The sequence below is a fragment of the Streptomyces sp. NPDC026394 genome, from assembly GCF_055567735.1.
In genome coordinates this window covers 17,679-37,330 of the sequence record NZ_JBVHPX010000008.1, presented here as the reverse complement: position 1 = coordinate 37,330, position 19,652 = coordinate 17,679, and the positions used below count along the sequence as shown (strand labels likewise).

The window sequence follows — 19,652 nt, the reverse complement described above, 5'->3', positions numbered from 1 at the left end:
CGCAGAACGACTTCCCCGGCTCCGCGCGGGTACCGCACTCACCGCAGTCCGGCGTGCTCATCTCTCCGTGGTCCTTTCGACGGTGGTCACCGTGACGGTGTAGGGCATGTGCGCGGGACGGGCCGCGGCCACGAGCGTGTCGAGGCGGTAGGTGTCGGCCGGGGCGGGGTCGGGCAGCCGCAGGACGACGTGCAGGTGGGGGCGGGCACTGCCGGGGAAGGGGCCGCGGGGCCGCGCGCTCCAGGCGGCGCCGCCGCTCTCCGTGATCTCCGGTTCGGCACCGAACGCGAGGCGGACGGCTTCCGACAGGCCGCGCCGGGTGCCCCGGACCCGGTGCAGGGCGACCGCGGCGGCCACGGCGGCGCGCAGCCGCGCTTCGGGTTCGGTGCCGTCGGTCTCGGCGCCCACCCAGGTGCCCAGCCACCGGGCGAAGTCGGCCGGGGTGAGCGCGGGGTCGAAGTAGCTGTCCAGACAGTCCAGCACGTTCAGGATCGGCGCGAGGACGTCGTCCAGCCCTCCGACGAAGCGCTGGGCGAGATCGTCGTCGGCGAAGACGGCCGGGAGCATCATGCCGATGGGCGCGGAGGAGCCCAGGCCGTCGACGGAGCCTCTCATGAGCGGCCTCCTGGGCACGCCGGCCGCGTCACGACCCGTCCCCGATCACCCGTACGCGGTGGTCGAAGGAGAAGACCAGGGACGGCGCTTCGAGGTCGATGCGGTCGGTCGGGTCACCGCGCCGGCCGGTCAGCGGGTCGGCGGCGTGCAGTACGACCTCGTCGACCAGTTCCACGCCGGGGACGCGTTGCAGGACGGCGAAGACCTCACCGGCCTGTACCGGGCGGCCGAAGGGCCAGCCACGGCCGTCCGCGCCGCCCGTGAGCGGGTCCAGGTGGCGGTAGAGGGCGTCGTGGGCCCGGCGCCGCACCCGGTCGGTGTCGGTGCCGCGGAAGGCGTGGACGGTGGCGACGACCGTGACGCCCTGGTAGTAGGGCGGGCCGACCGCGAGCCGGGTGCCGATGAGGCGGCGTTCGTCGAGGTGGCGGGTGATGCGGTCCAGCAGGCGGTCGCCGGGGACGAGCTGCTCGAAGCGCAGCCGGCCGCCGGGGTCGGGAACGGCCTGCGGGACGACCAGTACCCGTACCGCGTAGGACCCGTACTCGTCCCGTTCGCCTTCCAGGCACGTGATCCGGGCGGTCTCGGGCGCGGCCCGGCGGGCGAGTTCCTCGTAGTCCCGCAGGGTGACGGCGCGCTCCTGGGCGCGCAGCGTGATCGGGGCCCGGACCTTGGCCTCCTCGACGGTCTCCCCGTCGACTCCGCCGCGGGCCGCTTCGCCGTTGACGACCTCGGAGACGTACGGGATGGAGCTGCGCAGGACCCGTACGGCGCCCCGGGTGACATTGCCGGTCCGGCCGCCCCCGGTGCGGTACCGGCGGGCGCGCACGACCGCGCCCTTGGGGGGAACCATGCCGTACTGGCGCAGGCTGCCGTCCGCCTCGCGGACGGCGGGCCCGAAGGCGATGTCGCCGGTCGTGGCGTCGAGGGTGATGTGGCGGTCGTCCGGCCCGGACGCGGCGAAGTGCGGGACGACCTGCCAGTCCTGCCAGCCGTCGTGTTCGGCGGTCTGGAGCAGCAGGGGCGGGTCGTCGCCGACGACGGGCGCCCGGGCGAGCCGCCGCCGCTGCCCGGGCAGGCCGGTGGATTCGCCGAGCGCCTCGTCGCACACGGTGGCGGCGTGCACGACGCGGGTGGTGCCGCCGATGGTGCAGGCGTCGGCGGACCGTACGGTCGGAGACGTGGTGTAGAAGGGCTGGCCGGGCAGCGGCTCGGTGACGCGGCAGCGCAGCCAGCCGGCCTCGTGGCCGCCGTTGCGGGACAGCGTGTGCCCGCCGGGGACGTGCAGGACGACGTCGCCGGCGCGGTTGAGGCCGCCGGTGCCGTCGCGGTCCAGGTCGCAGGGCTGCCAGCCGTCCTCGGTCCACGCCTCCCACACCAGCGGCGGCTGCCGCGGGTCGACGCCGACACCGTCCACCCGGCTGTCGAGTTCCAGGGCGACGGCGCAGTGCGGTACGGCCGCCGTCAGGCCGATCAGCACGCAGTCCCCGGGTCCGGGCACCTCGGCGAAGCACCGTACGTCGGTGCCCTCGGCCAGCGCGGCGGTGCGGTCGGTGACGGGCTCGCCGCGCTGCTGCACCACCAGGCGGCTCAGCGCGCTGGGCACGATGGCCAGGTCGCGCTCGGTGGCAAAGACCACCGCCTCCTCCTGCTCCGTGCGCAGGGTGGCCACCTCGGTGCCGACCGGCACCGCCACGGCCTCCTCCTGGGGCGCGGACAGCCAGAAGGTGACGTCCGTACGGGCCGCCGTCGGCGGGAACAGGGTGACCCCCACCAGGTCCAGGAAGGCCAGGTGGTTCTTCTCGGGCACCCGGTTGAGGCGGTAGACGATCTGGTCGGCCATGTGGGCGACGGTCTCGACGAGGGTGACGCCCGGGTCGGAGACGTTGTGGTCGGTCCACTCCGGCGCGCGCTGCTGGATGTAGCGCTTGGCGTCGTCGACGAACTGCTGGAAGCGGCGGTCGTCGAGGTTGGGGGAAGGCAGGGACATCAGCGGTCGCTTTCGGGGGAGTCGCCGGAACCGTCGTCGAAGCGGCCGCCGCCGGGGCCGTCCTCGTGGGAGGGGATGACGTAGAAGGGGAAGACGAGACTGCGTGGATTGTTGGTGCCGCGGATCCGGTAGCGGATGTCGATGTACAGGACGCTGCGGTCGGCGCCGGTGGTCACCTGGACGTCGGTGACCTCGATGCGCGGCTCCCAGCGGTCCAGCGAGGCGTACACCTCGTGCTGGATGCGGCCCGCGGTCTGCTCGTTGACCGGGGCGAACACCAGGTCGTGGATCGCGCAGCCGAACTCGGGCCGCATCGGCCGCTCGCCCGGCGCGGTCGCCAGCACCAGCCGGATCGCCTCCTCGATCTCCCGCTCGCCGCTGACCAGCGCGATACCGCCGGTCGGCCCGATACGCAGCGGGAACGACCACCCGGAGCCGACGAACTGTTCGGCCATCAGAACCACACCCGCCTTCCACGGACCGGGACACCGAAACGGACAGAGCTACTGGCAAAGGGGCGACGGGGCCGGAAGACGCCGCTCACCCCGCCATCGGCAGGGGTGGGGTGACAGCGGCGAAGAAGAGCGGGGACGAGATGGTGGTCTTGGCGCCGTTGATCATGTTGGCGACCGAGGTGAGCTGGAGGGAACCGCCCGCGGTCAGGGTCGCGATGCCGCCCGCGGTCATGTTCAGGGCCCCTCCCGTGGTGAGCCCGATCTGCCCAGCGGACTTGAGGTTGATCAGGCCGGTGGAGTCGATGGTGAGCGGGCCGCCGCTCCTGATGCTGAGCAGCCCGCCGCTCTGCAGGCTCAGCCGGCGCCGGGCGCTCAGCGTGAGGTCGGTCCCGGCTTCCACCGACACCGACCTGCTGCCCTTGATGGTGACCGACCCCTTGCTGTCCACGACGATCTCGGTCTTCGTCCGGTCCAGGCTGACGGTCAGCCGCTTGTCGCCGGACGTCAGCCGGACACCCTGCTTGCGGCCGCCGGTCTTCTGGCTGAGCAGGTCCATACGGTTGCCGTCCCGGTCGGAGACGGTGTGCCGGCTCGCCTTCTTCCGTACGGTGTCGTGCAGCGGAACGTCACCGACCACGGTCGGCTTGTCCTTGCCGTTGTAGAGACCGCCGATCACGAACGGATGGTCCAGGGCGCCCCGGTCGAACCCGACCAGCACCTCGTCGTTGACGTCCATCGGGAACACCCCGCCACCCCCGAGGCCGCCCAACTGCACCGTCCGCGTCCAGTCACTGACGTACGTGTCGTCCAGCCAGGGGAACCGCAACTTCACCCGGCCCTGCTTGAGGGGGTCGTTCACATCGGTGACCAGGGCGTTGGCCACACTCGGCAGCTTGGGCCCGGTGCCCGTGCCGCCCCCGCCGGAGGCCAGCCCGAACAGCGAGCGCCACTGCCGGCCGCTGACGGTCACCCACGACTCGTAGTGCTTCCCGTCACCGAAGACATGCCGTACGGATGTCGCCGTGTACTTCCCCTCGAAGGGCGCGCCGGTGTCCGAGAGCGTCACCGGCACCCCCGGCCGCAGCCGCGTGTTGCCCAGCACCACGATCTCCACCTCGGCGAAGGCCCCGGTCACGTCGTCGGCCAGGGCGTCGGAGGCGAACCGCACCTCGGCCGACTTGTCGTACGGCACGGAGGTCTCGACCAGCTTGCCCGCCTTGAACCTCCCCGCGGCCGTGCCGGGCGTCTCGCCGATGGCGAAACCGGGGTTGTCCTTGGCGGGCGAGACGGAGCTGAGCGTCTTCTTCTGGGTGACGTCCCAGCCGCGCGCCTCCACCTTGCCGACCTGATCGGCGGCGGTGACGGCGGCCCGCAGCCGCAGGATGTCGATGCCGGCCTTCAGTTCGAGCGGGTCCTCGCCGTCCGTGCTCGACGCGGGCGCTCCCGAGGCGGGCTCCGGCTTGACGAAGCAGAACCTGCCCTTCGCGTCGATCGACATGACGGACTCGTTCTCGTCGGCCAGCCGCGCCAGGAAGTCCCAGTCGCTGACGTTGGACTGGCTGATGAACTCGTACACCGTCTTCGTCGAGTGGATCGTGCCGATCGGCACGCCGTCCTGCGCGGCCAGTTTCCTGGCGATGTCGGAGGCGGACTGGTTCCGGTAGGCCGCCACCCGGCGCTGGCGCATGAGCCGGTGCCCGAAGTCGTAGCCCCGGATGATGGTGAATGTGCCGGTGCCGTCGTAATCGGCCTCGAAACCGGTGATCTCGCCGGTCAGCAGCGTGTCACCGGCGCCCTGGCCGTCGGTCACGGTCGCGATGGTGACCGGGGTGCCGAACGTCGCCCCCAGCTTGCTGATCATGACCCGGTAGGGGTCGCGGAAGGTCAGCTCGAAGGCGGCGGGGACCCCGGCGCCCTGGTCGACCCAGCCGTCGACGAGGGCCTCCACGGCGTCGTCGGGCAGTTCACCGCCGATGGAGACCTGGAGGACGGCGGACGTGGCGGGACCGAGCATCAGTGACGCACCTCCTCGGCGGCGGGCAGGACGAGTTCGGTGCCCGTGGGCAGCCGGGACGGATCATCGATGCCGTTGGCCTCGGCGATCGCCCGCCACGAGGCCGCGTCCCCGTACTCCCGCCAGGCGAGGGACTGGAGCGAGTCACCGGCGACGACCCGGTGCACCCGCTGCGCGGTGAGCGCGCCCGACGTCGGGTTCTGCCGCCGGGTCTTGCGGGGAATCTCGTGCAACTGCATCCGGCAGGTGGCGCGGATGGGGACGCCGGTGGTCCCGAACAGCGTGTAGGAGGCTTCGACGGAGCTGACGTACGCGGTGAACCGGGCCGTGGAGAAGGACCCCCACTGGAAGACCACCCAGGGAGGAGAGGGCTTCTTGGCCGCCGAGCTCTTGGCGGTCACCACGCAGCAGCTCAGCAGCGCCGCCACCTTGTTCAGGACCGTGTTGCTGGTCGGCCGGTCGGAGGAGTCGAGGAAGACCTCCAGGGACATCACACGCGGCTCCGACCCCATGAACTCCGGCCGCGCACCCTTGCGTACGGCGATGGCCGGCGTCACCTTCCACTGGGCGGCCCGGCTGAGCGACAACTGCGCCGGGTTGAAGTCGAAGCCGAACGTCTTGATCAGAGCGCCCGGGCTGGTGCCGGTGCCGAGTGGCGGCTCGTGGATGGCGAGGGTGGCCCGGACCAGGCTCTTGCCGGCGCCGTTGCTGCTCTTGGGCATGGGGTGGTCTCTTCGTTCCTCGGTCGGTCGGCGGACTTCAGTCGGTGAACCCGTGGTGGGCGATCTCCAGGACCTCGGTGGCGACGGCCGGACTGGCGGGGTCCAGGGCCGGGCCCTGCCAGCTGACGGGCAGCACATCGATCAGGCCCCACCGCGCGACCTCCGAACCGTCCGCGCGGAGCGCCGTGATCTGGGCGGTGGGCCGCTCGATGCCGGTCTGGACGGAGGAGATCCACTTGGCGACCTTGGTGGTGTCCGGGGTGAGCGGGCGGGTCAGCCGGATGGTGGAGAAGGTGACCCGGGTCGGCAGCCGCCAGACGAAGCCGTTGTTGCCGCCCTCCTGCCGCTGCTCCGTCTCCACCTGCGACGACAGCCCGTCGCACCCGTTGAAGTAACCGAGGCTCTCGCCGTCGATGGTGAGGGTGAACCAGAGGGACGAGCCCGGGTCCTGGCGGGACATCGCGGGGCCTTTCTGTCAGAGCTCTCAGGTACGGGAGGGGGCGGGAGGGTGCCCGCCGGTCACTGGCGGGGATCGCGGAGTCTGCCGATCCGCTCGCGGTCCATCCGCAGTTCGGTGCGGATCAGCCGGGTGACGCGGCCGATGATCCGGTGCACCAGTTCGTCGAGCTGGAAGTCGGTCAGGGCACGCGGGTCGAACGCGGCGGCGGGGGGCCCGGCGTCGTCGGGCCGGGGCGTGCTTTCCGGATGCTGCTGCGTCGGATGCTGCTGCCCCGGAAGCGGGGCGTAAGAGGGACGGGCGGCAACAGAGGAGGTGGGCACGGAAGGGGTGTGCCGGGGCAGGGACTCGGCACGGGCCACAGGCATGGGGCGGTGGGCAGTCCCGGCCTGGATCGGTGTGGCCGCGACCAGGGGGGCGAGGGCGCCGGGGGCCGATTTGGGGACACGCTGAACGGTTACCGGGAGCGGAGGCAGGGGCGGGACGGGCGGAGTGCTGTTGGTCCTGAGGGCGTGGAGGAGGGGGAGCGGGGGTGCTCCCGGGGGCGTCGAAGGCGGCATCGGAGGCGATATCGGGTGTGGTGTCAGGGGCGAGGGCGGAGGTGCTGCTGCGGGAGGTGGGGCGAGGGAGGCCAGGGGGAGGGGGCGAGGAGCCGTAGTGGGACGGTGCGGGGCGGGATGGTGCGAGGCGGAGCGGTGCACCGGTGCGCCCTGCGGAGGCGTGGCGCGCCGCTGGACGTTGACGGGGGAGGGGGCAGGAGCGGAGCCCGCCGCAGACCGTGGGGCGGCCGGAAGCCCCCCGGCCGGAGGTGCGGGGAGCGGGGAAGAAGCGGGCGTGGCTGCCGCCTGGGGCGGGGGCCCGGTGGGGTGCGCGGTGTCCGGACGGGCCGACGGGAGGGGGAGGGGTGGAGCGTCCGCACGGGCCGTGGGCCTGACGGGTGGTAGGGCGGCGTTGGCGCGGGACGAGGGCCGGGCGGATGCTGGGGCCTCCGTGCGGGACGAGGGGGCGGCGGGTGGCAGGGCGTTGGTGCGGGACGGGGGCCTGACGGGTGGTGGGGTGTCCGTGCGGGACGAGGGTTTGGCCAGGGGAGTGGCGTCCGCGGGTGCGCTGGTGACCGGGGCACCCAGCGGCGAACGGCGCCGCGCGATCACTGGCGGAGCGCTCCGGTTCTTGGGCGTTGCCGTGGTGGAGCGTGAGGTGGGGGCCGGTGGAGTGGGGTTCGTCGGAGCGGATTCCGTCTGGGGACGGGGCGTACCGGTGGGCTGGGCAGAGCTTCCGGGCGTGCGTGGTGCGCCGGCCGTGGTGGGTGGGACTGCGGTCGACGGCGCGGGCGTCGGCGTTGCCGAGACCGGGGCGCCGAGACCGGTCGCGGCGACCGTGCGAGTGACGCTGCGCTGTACCGGCCGGTGGGGCGCGGACCGGGCCGGGGCGGGGTCCGGTGGCGGGTTCGGCACCGAGCGGGACGCGGCGGACGGTCCCGGGCCCACGGCGGGGGAAGGCGCCGAGGCCGGAAGAGCCGGGGGAAGGCCCGGGGCCGGCTGCGGTGCGTCAGAGCTGGTCGCCGAAGGCGCGGTGGGTACGGTGTGGCCGTCGGCGACCGGGAGCGGCCGCGCACCTTGAAGTGATCGACGCACAGGAGTGGTTGCGTAGAGCTGACCCGAAGCCGGTCCCGAAGCCGACTCCGGGACCGGTACGGCTGCTGACGTGGCGTTCTCGGGCGATGCCTGTTCCGAGGGAATGGCAGGTCGGGGCGCGGCGTCTCGCACAGGGGGGAGTGCGCGGTGCGGAGCGGCCGAGGGGCCCGTGCCGCGCGGGGTGGGTGCTGGAGCGCCGTGTGTGTCCTGTGCCGGTCCTGTCGGTGGATCGGCCGGCGGGCCATCGTCCGGCGAATCGGCGGGACCGCCGTTACTGGGAGTCGGCGCCGATGCCGCGCCGGTGGCGGGCGCCGCCGACGCGTGATCACGGGAGACGGCTGCCCGCTGTACCGCGGTGCCGGCTTCGGTCCGCCCAGGCGCTGCACGCCCGCGAGTTGCCGTTGTTCCACCGGGTGCGGCCGGGGCGCTGGTCGCCCTCGTCGGTGACGGCGCGGAGCGGCTGATGGTCTCGGTTGGGGCGGCCGCTCCGGTTCCTCCTTCGCCGCCTCCGGCCGGTGCGGCCGTTCCGGGCTCGTCGCGCATCACATCTGGTTCGTTCGTCGGCCCCGTAACGCGCTTGCTGGTACGCGGAGTTCGCGCTGCCCCCGCAGTACCGATCGCCGCAGCCGCGAAGCCCTGCCGAGCCACCGGCAGCACCCGCCGTTGCACGGTGCCTGGCCCGATCGGCGCCTTGGTCAGGGGCAGCCGGGACGGGGTGGACGGAGCGGGCGTCCCACGGACACCGCGAGCCGGGGACAGGACAGGTGCTGGTGCTACTGATGCCTCCTGAGACGCAAGGGACGAGACGGGAGACGACGAGGACGCGGTGGCGGACGGAACCGGGGACGCGGCGGGCGCGGCCATGGGTGCCGATGATGCGGCAAGAAGCGTCCGCCGGGCGGCCGGGGCGACAGGTGGCCGCTCGTGCGTCGCCGGTGCCTTCCGGGTGACTGGGCTCTCCGCGGCCGTACCCGAACTCGCCTGGGCGCCACCGGTGTCCGAGGCGTTCGTGGTGGCTGTGGTGGCCGAGGCGGCCCTGGCGGCTGAGCCGGACGTGGTGTGCGGAGTCGCCGGAACCGGCCGGGCCGTGGCGCCAGGAAGGGACCGGCGGACACCGCCGGAAGGCCGAACCGACGGGGTCCGCGGACCCGGGACGACCGGCCCAGCAGACTCCACGCTCGCAATGGCACCAACAGACCCAGTGGCACCAACAGATCCAACGGCATCGACAGCCTTCACAGCCCCGATAGGCTCGACGGCCTTCCCGGACCCCGCCTTCCCGGGCCCCGCCTTCCCGGACCCCGCCTTCCCGGGCTCCGCCTTCCCGGACCCCACGGCCTTTCCCGCCCCGGCAGCCCTTCCAGCCCGAACCTCCCCACCCCTTGAAGCCGCCCCCGCTCCAGCCCCAACCCCCACCCCAGCCCCCGCCCCCACAGCACGCAACGGCACCACAGGCACCCGCTGCACAGCAGGCTCCGGCGACGACGGCGCCACCGGCGCCCAGGGCAGCGTCCTCGATGGCCGTTCCAGCCCCGTCACCGGACGGGCCGTGACGGTGATCGCCCCCGGCAGCAGCCCGACGGGAGTGGTGTCGAGAACGCCGATGCGGGTGGCCGCCGCATCCGTGAACGAGGGGTTCTGCCACGTCGGCAGCCGCCTGCCGAACCCGGCGTCCGCCACCTCGGCCCGGCCGTCGGTCACGGACCGCTGGATGGACGGCAGCGTCCGCCAGGCGGTCGAGGCAGCCGCACCGGCAGGCGCGCCACCGGCCACCATCGGCTCACCGGCGGCACCGGCCGCACCGCCGCCGACCCCGTACCCCGTGTCCCCGGAAGCCCGCCGCGCCTCCGCACTCCCACCGTGCTCACGCCCACCCCGGCCCCGTAGCCGCTCCAGGAATCCCATGGTTCAGTCCTCCGCCCCGGCGCGTGTCACGAAGGACGCGATCCGGTCCGTGTAGCCGCGGCGGTCGTGGTGTTCGAGGTCCAGGATCGTCTCCAGGTCCCAGTGGAAGTGGTAGGCGACGTACGCGATCTCCTCGTGCAGTCGGTCGGTCGCGTACGTCACGATTCCCCCAGGCGGCTCCCGCCGAGTTCCACTTCGAACGGCTCGGAGCAGTGCGGGCAGTCCACCGCGGCGCGGGTGTGGCCCTCGGCGTTGATCTGACGGTAGAAGTCCTGGAGGAACGCGAGGTCGGAGGCGAACATGTTCTCCACGATCCCGTCGTGCACCATCGGCAGCGTGCCCAGGCGGGTGACGACCCGGCCGAGCAGGACGACCGACAGGTACGCGGGGTTCTCCTGGACCCGGACGTCGCGCAGCGGGACCAGTTCGTCCCGTGCCGTGGACAGGCGCATCACACCGTCCCGGTGCACGGTGCCCGCCTCGTCGACGTATCCGCGCGGCAGTTGGAAGGGGAACTCGGTGCGCAGGCTGCGGGGTACCGCGTCGGCCGGAGCCGCGGCGCCGGGAGGCGGAACGGGGGTATCCGCTCCCGCAGCCGCGGCCTGGGGGGCCGGTGGCGCCGGCGCGGCCGTGCCCGCGCCCGGCGCACCGGCAGCCGTGCGCCGCATCATTCGATGACCAGCTCTTCGAAGACGATGGTCACGGTCTCGGAGAGCACGGCGGCCTCGCCGGCCTTCAGCGTGCTCGCGTCGATCTTGCTGCACCAGGCGTTGCGCAGGTTGTAGCGCTTCACCGGGTTGTCCTCGTAATCCATCATGATGATGGAGGCGTTCTTGCGGGCGGTGCTCATCCGGCCGTTGATCGAGTCGTTGATCCACTGCGTGAACGAGGACGACTGGGTCATGCCGCGCACCACGGTGCACTGCCCGTTCTTCTGCACACCCGGCAGAATGTTGATGTCGACCTTGCCCTGCGCGGTGTTCTGCGGGCTGACGATGACGTCCTGTTCGATGGTGAGGCCGCTGACCTCCGAGAGGTACTCGACCATCACCCCGTCGATCTGCAGGCCGAAATTGTGTGAGGTGAGGGAGTCACCCTGCATGAGAGCCATGGGTTCGCTGTCCTTCTGGGCTTGGTGGCGGTGGGCTGCGAGGGTCCGGGGCGGAGGCGGGCGGGGCCTACTCCTCCAACTCACCGCTGCCGCTGGAGAACTGCGACAGCCGGAAGATCACGAACTCGGCGGGCTTGACCGGGGCGACACCGATCTCGCACACGACCCGGCCCAGGTCGACCGACTCCGGCGGGTTGGTCTCCTCGTCGCACTTGACGTAGTACGCCTCCTGGGGCCGCTGGCCGAAGAGCGCGCCGCTGCGCCACTCGGTGACCAGGAACGCCGAGATGTTGCGCCGGATACGGGCCCACAGCGCGTGGTCGTTCGGCTCGAACACCACCCACTGGGTGCCGATCAGGATCGACTCCTCCAGGTAGTTGAAGTACCGGCGGATGTTCAGGTAGCGCCACTCGGGGTCGGACGAGAGGGTGCGGGCTCCCCACACGCGCACGCCGCGGCCGGGGAACGCCCGGATGCAGTTGACGCCGACGGGGTTGAGCAGGTCCTGTTCACCGCGGGTGATCTGGAGTTCCAGGTCGACGGCGCCCCGTACGACCTCGTTGGCGGGAGCCTTGTGCACGCCGCGCTCGGAGTCGTTGCGGGCCCAGATGCCGGCGACGTGGCCGCTGGGCGGGACCATACGGGCCTGGCCCGTCGCCGGGTCGAAGGACTTGATCCAGGGGTAGTAGAGCGCCGCGTACTTGGAGTCGTAGCCCGCGGTCTCCTGGCGCCACAGCCGTATCTGCTGGGCGTTCAGGCCGGGCGGCGGGTCGATGACGGCCACCCGGTCGCCCATCAGCTCGCAGTGCGCGATGAGTCCGAGCTGGACGGCCTTGACGGCCTCCAGGTCGATGGCGCCCCGCTGGTAGGCGGCCATGAGGTCGGGCACGGCGACCATGGAGATCTGGTCGACGGCCTCCAGGCCGCCGAAGCCGGTGCGGTCGGCGGAGTCGCCGAGGTACTGGGCCGGGCCGGGGTTCGCGGTGGTGTCCCGCTGCGCGGGCGCGGCGGCCGGGGCCGGGGCGGGCGGTGCGGCGAGGGTGACGGTCTGGTTGTCCGGGCGGGCGAGCTGCGCCGGCGGCACGGCCTCCGTCACGGTGATGAGCTTGGAGCGTTCCTTGACCTGGGTGACGACGTAGGACCGGTTGCTCTTCTTGGCGCTCACGTCGAACGTCTCGACCGGCTTGTCACCGTCCCTGACGACGAGCCTGAACCGTTCGGCGGGGCCCTCCCCTTCGGGGTCGGCGACCTCCACGGTCAGCGGGCCGGCCGTGCCCCGGGCGACGGCCGCCACGGAGAAGGTGCCGAGCTGCTGCGGCTCGGCGGCGGGCAGTTGCGCCGGAGGGGCCGAGCCGGTCACCGCGGCGGGGGACCCGCCCTCGCCGGAAGCGCCCTCGGTGGAACCGCCGATCCGCACCACGTACGCGGCGGAACCGCCGTTGTTGAAGAAGCCGTAGACGGAGTGGGCGAGGTAGTACCCGTCGGTGAAGTCGCCGAAGGAGGCGACGTACTGGGTCCAGTTGGTCACCAGTGTCGGCTCGTTCAGGGGCCCGGCCGGTGCGAGCCCGACGAAGGCCGCCACGGAGGTGCCCACTCCCTCGATGGGACGCGAACCACTGGCCACCTCCTCGACGTAGACGCCGGGCGACAGGTAGGACGGCATGCTCTGCTCTCCTCGGGGTACACGACGGGACGTCTCCACCCTCGGCTACGGCCCCTCGCCGCCGAAATGTCCTCAGGTGCCGGGCCCTGGGCAGTGCCGCTGCCCTCAAGGGCGCGGCGCCGTGCCTCCCCGGCCGGCCGGTGGCGGCCCGCCGCCCGGGACACCGGGGCCGCCGGGCGCGCCGCGCCGACGCTGCCGCGGAGCGGGGCGCAGGGCCGCGGGCCGAGGGCATCCGGCACCGCCCGTCCGGGCAGCCGGGTCTGCCCGGGAGGCTCCTGACGGTGTCCGCCGCCTCTCCTAGCGTCGTGGCGTGAGCCCTTGGACTTCTTTGGAACCCGCTTCCGCGACCGTCAGCCCCGGCAGCAGCACCTCGGTGCGGCTGCGGGTGCGCAACACCGGAGACATCGTCGACGAGTACCACTTCGAGCCGGTCGGTGATCTCGCCCCCTGGACCACCGTGGAGCCGCAGGCGCTGCGGCTCTACCCGGGAACGACCGGCACGGTGGAGCTGACGTTCGCGCCGCCCCGCACGCCGGACGCGACCGCCGGCCCGAATCCGTACGCGGTGCGGGTCACGCCGACGGAACATCCGGACGCCGTCACCGTCCCCGAGGGCAACCTCACCATCACCCCCTTCACCGAGATGCGCGCCGAACTGGTGCCGCCGACGGTGAAGGGGCGGTTCCGGGGGCGGCCGCGGCTGGCGGTGGACAACCTCGGCAACACCAAGGTCACCGCTTCGCTCAGCGGCAAGGACGCCGGCGAACGGCTGTCGTACGAGATCCAGCCGGGCAACGTCCAGATCGAGCCGGGCCGGGCCGCTTTCGTGAAGGTGACGCTGCGGCCCCGGCAGATCACCTGGTTCGGCTCCAAGCAGGAGCAGCCGTACGCGCTGGCCGTACGGCGCTCCGGCACCGAGCCGGACGAGGTGGCCGGCACCTTCGTGCAGCGCGGCGTCCTGCCGGGCTGGCTGGCCACCACCTTCGGCCTGCTGCTCGCGCTGACGATCGCGTTCGTGACGATCTGGCTGGCGTACCGGCCGCAGGTGCAGAGCGTGGCGCGGGAGAAGCCCGAGAAGGCCGGCCAGCTCGCACCGGGCCGCCCGTCCCCGCCGGTCAGCAGCCCGCCGCCGCAGCCCCGTCAGACGGAGGGCCCGACCGAGAAGCCCGGCGGCGGGGAGGAGAAGCCGAAGGGCGGAGGAGGCGGCGACGGGGACCGGCCCAAGGAGGAGCCCCAGGAGCGCACCGCGGCCACCGCGGTGCGCGAACTCGTCGCCCGCAGTGCGGGCCGCCACATCTGCTACCGCGCCTTCGTCCAGGACGACGGCTGGCAGGAGCCGGTGTGCGACGGGGCCGAGGCCGGGACGGTGGGCCAGGGCAAGCCCGTCAAGGCCCTCAACATCGCGGTGTCCGGCACCAAGGGCGTCACCGGCGCGTCCGCCTACGTGGGCGAGGGCTGGCGCAAGGACGACGCGTGGCGGAAGGAGGACGACGGCAAGGACATGGTCCTCGGCAGCACCGAGAGCGCCGACCCTCCCCTGCAAGGGTTCACCCTCCAGGTCTTCGACGGCTCCGTGTGCCACGAAGCCAACGTGAAGGACCAGAACTGGACGGACAAGCTGTGCACCGAACCCGGCCAGTGGAGGTACGGCGGCAGCCCCATGGAACGGAACCTCCCGTTGGAGGCGGTCCGCTTCACCGTGTGACCACGGGCCGGACGGGTGAGGCCCGCCGTGTCACCAGCTCGTCCCGCCCGGTACCAGCCGCCCCGCCTTGCGGTACTCGCGACGGGCGCCTTCCCACAGGTCGCCCGCCGTGACCGGCTCGTCCCGGCCGGCCGCGAGGTAGGCGGCGGTCACCACCGCACTGCGGATCGAGCCGCCGGCCAGCTCGAAATCCCGGGCGAGGGCGTCGGTGTCGGCGTCGGCGTCCATGGCCCGCGGTACGTGCGTCAGGCCGTGCCGCCACAGCGCGAGCCGCTGTCCGGCGTCCGGGAAGGGGAAGTCGACCACCTGGTCGAGGCGGCGGGTGAACGCGTCGTCGATGTTGGCCCGCAGGTTGGTGGTCAGCAGGGCGACGCCGTCGAAGGACTCCAGGCGTTGCAGCAGGTAGGCGCTCTCCAGGTTGGCGTACCTGTCGTGCGAGTCCTTGACCTCCGAGCGTTTGCCGAACACCGCGTCGGCCTCGTCGAAGAGGAGCACGGCGTCCGTACGGTCGGCCTCCGTGAAGATCCGTTCGAGGTTCTTCTCGGTCTCCCCGACGTACTTGTCCACGATCGAGGACAGCTGGACCACGTACAGATCGACCCCCAGATCGGCGGCGATCACCTCGGCGGACAGCGTCTTGCCGGTGCCGGACTCGCCCGCGAAGAGACCGAGGACGCCCCGGCCGCGGCCGCCGCCGGCGCTGAGCCGCCAGTCGCCGAGCACCCGGTCGCGATGCCGGGCACGCAGGGCGAGTTCCCGCAGTTGGGCGAGGGGCCCGTCGGGCAGGACCAGGTCACGCCAGTCCACCGCGGGCCGGATGCGGCGAGCGTGCCGTTCGAGGCCCGAGGCCGACTGCTGCCGGGCGGCGAGCTGTACGTGGGCGGCGGTGAGCGCGGTGCCGTCGAAGGCGGCGAGCGCGGTCGCCGCCCGGGCGGCGCGGACGATGTGGTCGCCACCGAGGTGGTACGGCGCCACGGTGGCGGCCAGGTCGAAGCCGTCGGCGGCCGGTCCCAGCGCGGTACGCCAGGTGTCCGTGCCCCCGGCCGGCCTCCGGGGCGCCTGGAGTACCAGCGGGTCGTGCGCGGACCACTGGGGATCGTACGGACGGGAGTCGGTCAGCAGCACCGTCACCTCGGTCGCCGCGGTCAGTTCGGCGACCATCGGGCCCGGATGCTCGGGAAGGCCGCCCACCACGACCGCCCGGCCGGTCAGCCGCGCCTCCCGCAGCAGTTCCGGGACGTGCTCCGGCGGCCCTTGGAAACGCAGCGCGTCGGCGCCCGCCTCGTGCAGCGCGGACGCGAGGGTCGCCAGGGCGTCGCCCGTACGGTGCTCCCGCACATAGGCGGTGATCGGCCCATCGCTGAGGCGGGCGGCCAGCCGCCGTACGAAGCCCTCGTCGTGTTCCGCGCCGGGCAGCGGCTCCGGCATCGGATGCAGCAGCCCGAGGAGCAAGGTGTCCGGGGTGTCGTCACCCAGCACATGGGCGGTGAACCGGTCGGGTACGGACAACGAGCGGGTCAGAAAAGGCCGTTCGGCCTCCTCGACGGTCAGCAGCCCCAGCGCGCGGAGCGGCGCCGAGAGGTGGAACCGGGCGCGCGCCTCCGGCAGGTGCGCGGGCAGTCCGCACAGGTCGAGGGCGAGGCCCACGGTGGCGCGGCGGCGGCTCACGTCGTCGTTGAGGTAGCCGTACAGCGGCTCGAAGGTGCGGTCGAGGTCCGGGGCGAGGGCGATGAGGAGCACGGCGGTGTCCAGCTCGGTCAGCCGCAACCGGGCGGCCGTACGGGCCAGTCGGTCGTCGGCGTCCGCCGGGCACCCCGCCGGCGCGCCCGGCCGTACGTCCGCTTCCCGCACGGCCTCCTGCACCGTGTCCGGCACCGTACGCGCCCAGGTGTGCAGCAGACGGCCCACGGCGTCCTCGGACAGGTAGAGGCCGCGCAACGGGTCGTCCGCGGTGGGATCGCCGGCGGAACGTCGTTCGACCAGCGCGGTCACCGCGTGCCGCAGCCCCGCCAGCCGATCGAGGAGCGAACGCGCCGGACTGGCCGCACCGGCGGCCCCGGCACCGGCAGTTGTGGGGAGGACGTCGTCCAGGGGCGAGGTGCCGCTCACGTCTGCTCCTTGCGGCGGCCCGCCGCCTGCTCGTGCGCGGCGCGGGCCTCCGCGATCTGACGGGGCCGGTGGCCGCGCTCTTCCGACCGGGGCGGGCCGCCGTCCGCACCGCGTACCCGGACCACCGCTCCCTCCGTGACCGGGGGTCCCGCCTCGTAATCGGGGAACGCCGGGAACGGCACGGTCACCGCGACATCCAGGGAGGGCTTGAGCTCCCCGCCCAGCGCGGACCAGATGTCGGCGAGGGAGCGGGCCTCCGACTGACTGCCGCTCACCGTCACCGGCACGGCCAGACCGAGGCGCCCGAGCGGTTCCGGAAGTTCCCCGGCGGCGAGCAGTTCGTGGGGCAGCAGCGTGGCCAGTACCGCGGACAACAGCCGGTGTTCGTCCTGCGGCGTCTTCGTCCAGGCCGTCACCAGGTAGGAGAGCCGGAACCAGCGCGGCGGACGACGGTGGCGTACGACGATGTCGCGGTCGTCGCGCAGTCCGGTGCGTCCGCGCTGCCGCCGGGCCATGTCCTCCCGTACGTCGTACAAGTAGGCGTTCACCACGGGCGCGTTGCGCCGGGCGGCCCAGTCACGGGTGGGTACCTCGAAGGACACGTCGATACCGGACCCGGCCAGTGCGCCGCCGCCGATGAGTCCCTTGAGGACCTCGTCCACCTCATGCATCACTTACGTGCTCCCACCTGCCGGCCGCCCCGCCGGACGCCGGCGCCGGCGCTGTGCGGCCCCGCCGCCGGTCGCGTCGGCTGTTCGCGACCCCGCTGCCGATCGTGGCCCCTGTGCCGTCCGGGGCGCAGGCACGCCGGGGACGGCGGCGGGGCAGCTCTCGTGCCCCAAGGGGCCGTCCCCGCCGTCCGGCCGGTCAGATGTAGCCCTCGCGGAGGGCGTACGCCACCGCGTGCGAACGGTTGCGCAGATGCAGGCGGGTGGTGAGCCCGTGCATGACGTTCTTGACGGTGCGTTCGGAGTACGACAGCTTGGTGGCGATCTCCGAGGTGTCGAACCCCTCGGCGACCAGCCGCACGACGTCGACCTCGCGCGAGGTGAGGCCCAGGAAGGACCCCGGCTGGTCGGCGCCGCCCCGGTGCAGGCGCCCCACCTGGCTGATGAGCCGGCCCAGCAGGTCGGCGGGCAGATCGCCGCCGCCCTCGGCCGCGGTCAGCACCGCCTGCACCAGCCGGTGCGCCGTGGCCTCGCGGCGCCAGACGATGGCTCCCGCGCCGCACTCGATGACGTCCAGCAGTTCGTTCTCCCGGATGGTCCCCACCACGAGCACCACCCGCGCTCCCTCGCTGCGCACGACCCGCCGCAACCGGGCGAGCGCCGCCTCGTCGAGCACGTCCTCGACGAGCACGGCCACGGTGGCCGAACCGGCGTCCTCCCCGAGGTCGACCTCCGGATGGCGGCGTAACTGGCTGAGGACCCCCTCCCGGCTGATCGGGTCGGGCGCGGTGACCGCCACCCGCACCCGGCGCGCGGTGGGTACGGAAGCCGTGGTGGCCGGGTGCGAACTGAGCACGTGAATCCCCTGTCCTGTTCACCGGCGGCCCCATCCGTCCGGAGCCGGTACGTGACTGCTGTACCGACCATGCCGCCGAAAGGGCGACCGCCGCGTCGGCGAGAACTACGTAGCCGGGCCCTTACGTAATCCCGCGCCGGGCGGGGACGCGGGAATCCCGCGGGGCCGCGGCGCGGGGCGCCGCCATCCGGGCCGGGCTTCCGGACCGGCCCGGCATGGCGGCGGCGTGCCGGTGCGGTGCGCCGGGATGCTGGTCCGGTGTCCGGACCGGGCAGGAGGAGCCGTGGACGATTCCAGCCGCCGAGGAGCCCGGGGCCCGGCACCCGCCGCCCCCGGCGGGTCGGGAGTCATCGGTATCGGGCTCGCCGCCGTGCTGACGGCCGCGCTCGCGCAGGGTTGGTGGCAGTGGTTCGCCACGTACCTCGGCGTGACGCTGCTCGCGGTGATCCTCCCCTTTTACCGGCTGCCGCCGCGGGCACCCGGTTCGCGACGCGCGTACATCGCGAATCTGACGGCGTTCTCGCTGGTCGTCGGCCTGTGCGCAGCGATCACCCCGGCCCCCGTGATGCAGCGCCGGGCCTGGCTGTTCCCGATGCCGGGCACCCGTGACCGGTGTCCCGAGCTGGGCAGCTACGAGAGCGTCCGTACAGAGGCGGCGCTGGCCGGCCTGGCCGGTCGCGACGGCGCCGCCCTGGCCCACGCACAGGACGTCCACCGCCAGGCCGCCGTGGCCGACTGCCTGTCCGTCACCACGACCCTGTGGCTGCCGGTGTACGCGGCCGGAGTGGCTGTGCTGGCCGGGCTGGGGGCATGGGCCTTCGACCGGGCTCGGGGCTGAAGCCGGGCGCCACTGCCCGTCAAGTCCTGGACCGACTGGTGGCCGAGGCCCGCCTCAGGCACGCCCAGTCGCCTTGCGGCCGTCGGCGTCACAGGGCAGATCGGTGCCGGGGGCGTCGGCGCGGAAGTCGCGGGCGGCCTGGTGTTCGACGTCGGTGATGGCGGTGGGGCTGACGGCGATGGCCCCGCCGAAGGGCCGCTCGGCGTCGTGGACGAGCAGCAGGGTGGCGGTGAGCAGGGCGGTCGCCACGGCCAGGGTGGCGAGCTGGGGCCGGTTGCGGCGGCGGGGGATGCACAGGCACAGGGAGATGACGGTGATGGAGAGCAGGACGAGCATGAACCAGTAGATCACCGCGGGGACCGCCGCGGTCGACTCCGTCAGCCGTGCCTGGCGGGCCTTGGCCCGGGTGTCGTCCGCCGACACGAGCATGCCGAAGGCGCTCTGGTCCGTGCCGATGTCCTTGAAGGCGCTGCGCAGGTCGGCGGTCCAGACGCTGGGTTCCGGGGCGTTCCGGCCGTGGGCCATGGTCGGCCACTCGAAGTGGTGTACCGCGCGGGTGTAGCAGACGACGTCGGCCTGCACCCGGTGGCGCTGCGTGGCGTCGTGGAGGTAGTCCGCCGTCTCCGCGAGGTGGTCGGCCGCGTTGGCCTCGTTGTGCGCCGCCTCCTCGGCCCGGTTGTAGGAGCCGGCCGCGGTGGCCAGGACGAAGGCGAGGATCAGTACGGTCAGCGTCTGCACCGGGCTGAGCAGGTCCTTCACCGACAGACCTTCGTCGTCGGCTTCGGAGTCGTTGCGGCGCAGGAAGTGGTGGGCGATCAGGCCGAGGATCAGGGCGACCACGGCCACCACGAGGGTGACGGTCATGTGAGCGGGCCTCCGGGAGCGGGGTCGGGGCTCGACGCCGACGGTCTCT

General features: G+C 73.1%; 17 protein-coding genes. 2 read left to right on the top strand and 15 right to left on the bottom strand.

Going from position 1 to position 19,652, the window contains the following annotated elements; translation table 11 throughout:
* Positions 1-57: 57 nt before the first annotated feature.
* The 11 genes from ACZ4QV_RS20170 to ACZ4QV_RS20120 form a co-directional block, all read right to left on the bottom strand.
* Positions 58-615 (bottom strand): phage tail protein, encoded by a 558-nt coding sequence (locus tag ACZ4QV_RS20170; RefSeq protein WP_361150845.1) that lies wholly within the window; start codon positions 613-615, stop codon positions 58-60.
* A 28-nt stretch (positions 616-643) separates the two neighbouring features.
* A complete protein-coding gene (locus ACZ4QV_RS20165) occupies positions 644-2,602 on the bottom strand; it encodes a putative baseplate assembly protein (protein WP_361589150.1) in 1,959 nt (652 codons plus the stop codon).
* Positions 2,602-3,057 carry a GPW/gp25 family protein gene (locus ACZ4QV_RS20160; protein ID WP_361589153.1) on the bottom strand — a complete coding sequence of 152 codons (456 nt, stop codon included), beginning with the start codon at positions 3,055-3,057 and terminating at the stop codon, positions 2,602-2,604. The genes ACZ4QV_RS20165 and ACZ4QV_RS20160 overlap by 1 nt, the downstream gene beginning before the upstream one ends.
* An 85-nt stretch (positions 3,058-3,142) precedes the next feature.
* Entirely contained in the window at positions 3,143-5,071 is a 1,929-nt protein-coding gene (locus ACZ4QV_RS20155; RefSeq protein WP_361150851.1) for a VgrG-related protein, read from the bottom strand.
* Positions 5,071-5,793 (bottom strand): CIS tube protein, encoded by a 723-nt coding sequence (locus tag ACZ4QV_RS20150; RefSeq protein WP_361150854.1) that lies wholly within the window; start codon positions 5,791-5,793, stop codon positions 5,071-5,073. The genes ACZ4QV_RS20155 and ACZ4QV_RS20150 overlap by 1 nt, the downstream gene beginning before the upstream one ends.
* A gap of 37 nt (positions 5,794-5,830) precedes the next feature.
* A complete protein-coding gene (locus tag ACZ4QV_RS20145; protein ID WP_030022142.1) occupies positions 5,831-6,253 on the bottom strand; it encodes a phage tail protein in 423 nt (140 codons plus the stop codon).
* 59 nt (positions 6,254-6,312) lie between these two features.
* A complete protein-coding gene (locus ACZ4QV_RS20140) occupies positions 6,313-6,618 on the bottom strand; it encodes a hypothetical protein (protein ID WP_361150857.1) in 306 nt (101 codons plus the stop codon).
* A gap of 3,174 nt (positions 6,619-9,792) precedes the next feature.
* A complete protein-coding gene (locus ACZ4QV_RS20135) occupies positions 9,793-9,951 on the bottom strand; it encodes a DUF6760 family protein (protein WP_344093983.1) in 159 nt (52 codons plus the stop codon).
* Positions 9,948-10,457 (bottom strand): hypothetical protein, encoded by a 510-nt coding sequence (locus tag ACZ4QV_RS20130; protein WP_361151107.1) that lies wholly within the window; start codon positions 10,455-10,457, stop codon positions 9,948-9,950. Before ACZ4QV_RS20130 ends, ACZ4QV_RS20135 begins: the two co-directional genes overlap by 4 nt.
* Positions 10,457-10,900, bottom strand: a complete 444-nt coding sequence (locus ACZ4QV_RS20125) for a phage tail protein (RefSeq protein ID WP_030019509.1) — start codon at positions 10,898-10,900, stop codon at positions 10,457-10,459. The genes ACZ4QV_RS20130 and ACZ4QV_RS20125 overlap by 1 nt, the downstream gene beginning before the upstream one ends.
* 67 nt (positions 10,901-10,967) lie before the next feature.
* Positions 10,968-12,563, bottom strand: a complete 1,596-nt coding sequence (locus ACZ4QV_RS20120; RefSeq protein ID WP_467763191.1) for a phage tail sheath family protein — start codon at positions 12,561-12,563, stop codon at positions 10,968-10,970.
* A gap of 310 nt (positions 12,564-12,873) precedes the next feature.
* Between ACZ4QV_RS20120 and ACZ4QV_RS20115 the strand changes: the two genes are divergently transcribed.
* On the top strand, positions 12,874-14,268 hold the full coding sequence (locus tag ACZ4QV_RS20115; RefSeq protein WP_361150864.1) for a hydrolase: 1,395 nt from the start codon (positions 12,874-12,876) through the stop codon (positions 14,266-14,268).
* Between the two features lie 30 nt (positions 14,269-14,298).
* Here the strand turns inward: ACZ4QV_RS20115 and ACZ4QV_RS20110 are convergent, their stop codons facing one another.
* From ACZ4QV_RS20110 to ACZ4QV_RS20100, 3 genes are all read right to left on the bottom strand, one after another.
* The gene (locus ACZ4QV_RS20110) at positions 14,299-16,359 is read right to left on the bottom strand and encodes an ATP-binding protein (protein ID WP_467763261.1); all 2,061 of its coding nucleotides are present in this window, start codon (positions 16,357-16,359) and stop codon (positions 14,299-14,301) included.
* Between the two features lie 14 nt (positions 16,360-16,373).
* Positions 16,374-17,051 carry a Pvc16 family protein gene (locus tag ACZ4QV_RS20105; protein ID WP_361150866.1) on the bottom strand — a complete coding sequence of 226 codons (678 nt, stop codon included), beginning with the start codon at positions 17,049-17,051 and terminating at the stop codon, positions 16,374-16,376.
* A 193-nt stretch (positions 17,052-17,244) separates the two neighbouring features.
* The gene (locus ACZ4QV_RS20100) at positions 17,245-17,901 is read right to left on the bottom strand and encodes a helix-turn-helix transcriptional regulator (RefSeq protein ID WP_361150869.1); all 657 of its coding nucleotides are present in this window, start codon (positions 17,899-17,901) and stop codon (positions 17,245-17,247) included.
* Positions 17,902-18,184: 283 nt separating this feature from the next.
* Here ACZ4QV_RS20100 and ACZ4QV_RS20095 point away from each other — a divergent pair, with 283 nt between their 5' ends.
* On the top strand, positions 18,185-18,739 hold the full coding sequence (locus ACZ4QV_RS20095) for a hypothetical protein (protein WP_361589169.1): 555 nt from the start codon (positions 18,185-18,187) through the stop codon (positions 18,737-18,739).
* 54 nt (positions 18,740-18,793) lie between these two features.
* Here the strand turns inward: ACZ4QV_RS20095 and ACZ4QV_RS20090 are convergent, their stop codons facing one another.
* Entirely contained in the window at positions 18,794-19,603 is an 810-nt protein-coding gene (locus ACZ4QV_RS20090) for a bestrophin-like domain (RefSeq protein ID WP_361150875.1), read from the bottom strand.
* Between the last annotated feature and the right edge of the window lie 49 nt (positions 19,604-19,652).

What these genes read in the sequence shown, in the direction of transcription:
- ACZ4QV_RS20150 (WP_361150854.1), bottom strand. Translation starts at nt 5,793, where the DNA reads ATGCCCAAGAGCAGCAACGGCGCCGGCAAGAGCCTGGTCCGGGCCACC.
- ACZ4QV_RS20130 (WP_361151107.1), bottom strand. Translation starts at nt 10,457, where the DNA reads ATGCGGCGCACGGCTGCCGGTGCGCCGGGCGCGGGCACGGCCGCGCCG.
- ACZ4QV_RS20145 (WP_030022142.1), bottom strand. Translation starts at nt 6,253, where the DNA reads ATGTCCCGCCAGGACCCGGGCTCGTCCCTCTGGTTCACCCTCACCATC.
- ACZ4QV_RS20160 (WP_361589153.1), bottom strand. Translation starts at nt 3,057, where the DNA reads ATGGCCGAACAGTTCGTCGGCTCCGGGTGGTCGTTCCCGCTGCGTATC.
- ACZ4QV_RS20125 (WP_030019509.1), bottom strand. Translation starts at nt 10,900, where the DNA reads ATGGCTCTCATGCAGGGTGACTCCCTCACCTCACACAATTTCGGCCTG.
- ACZ4QV_RS20155 (WP_361150851.1), bottom strand. Translation starts at nt 5,071, where the DNA reads ATGCTCGGTCCCGCCACGTCCGCCGTCCTCCAGGTCTCCATCGGCGGT.
- ACZ4QV_RS20090 (WP_361150875.1), bottom strand. Translation starts at nt 19,603, where the DNA reads ATGACCGTCACCCTCGTGGTGGCCGTGGTCGCCCTGATCCTCGGCCTG.
- ACZ4QV_RS20120 (WP_467763191.1), bottom strand. Translation starts at nt 12,563, where the DNA reads ATGCCGTCCTACCTGTCGCCCGGCGTCTACGTCGAGGAGGTGGCCAGT.
- ACZ4QV_RS20165 (WP_361589150.1), bottom strand. Translation starts at nt 2,602, where the DNA reads ATGTCCCTGCCTTCCCCCAACCTCGACGACCGCCGCTTCCAGCAGTTC.
- ACZ4QV_RS20170 (WP_361150845.1), bottom strand. Translation starts at nt 615, where the DNA reads ATGAGAGGCTCCGTCGACGGCCTGGGCTCCTCCGCGCCCATCGGCATG.
- ACZ4QV_RS20140 (WP_361150857.1), bottom strand. Translation starts at nt 6,618, where the DNA reads ATGCCTGTGGCCCGTGCCGAGTCCCTGCCCCGGCACACCCCTTCCGTG.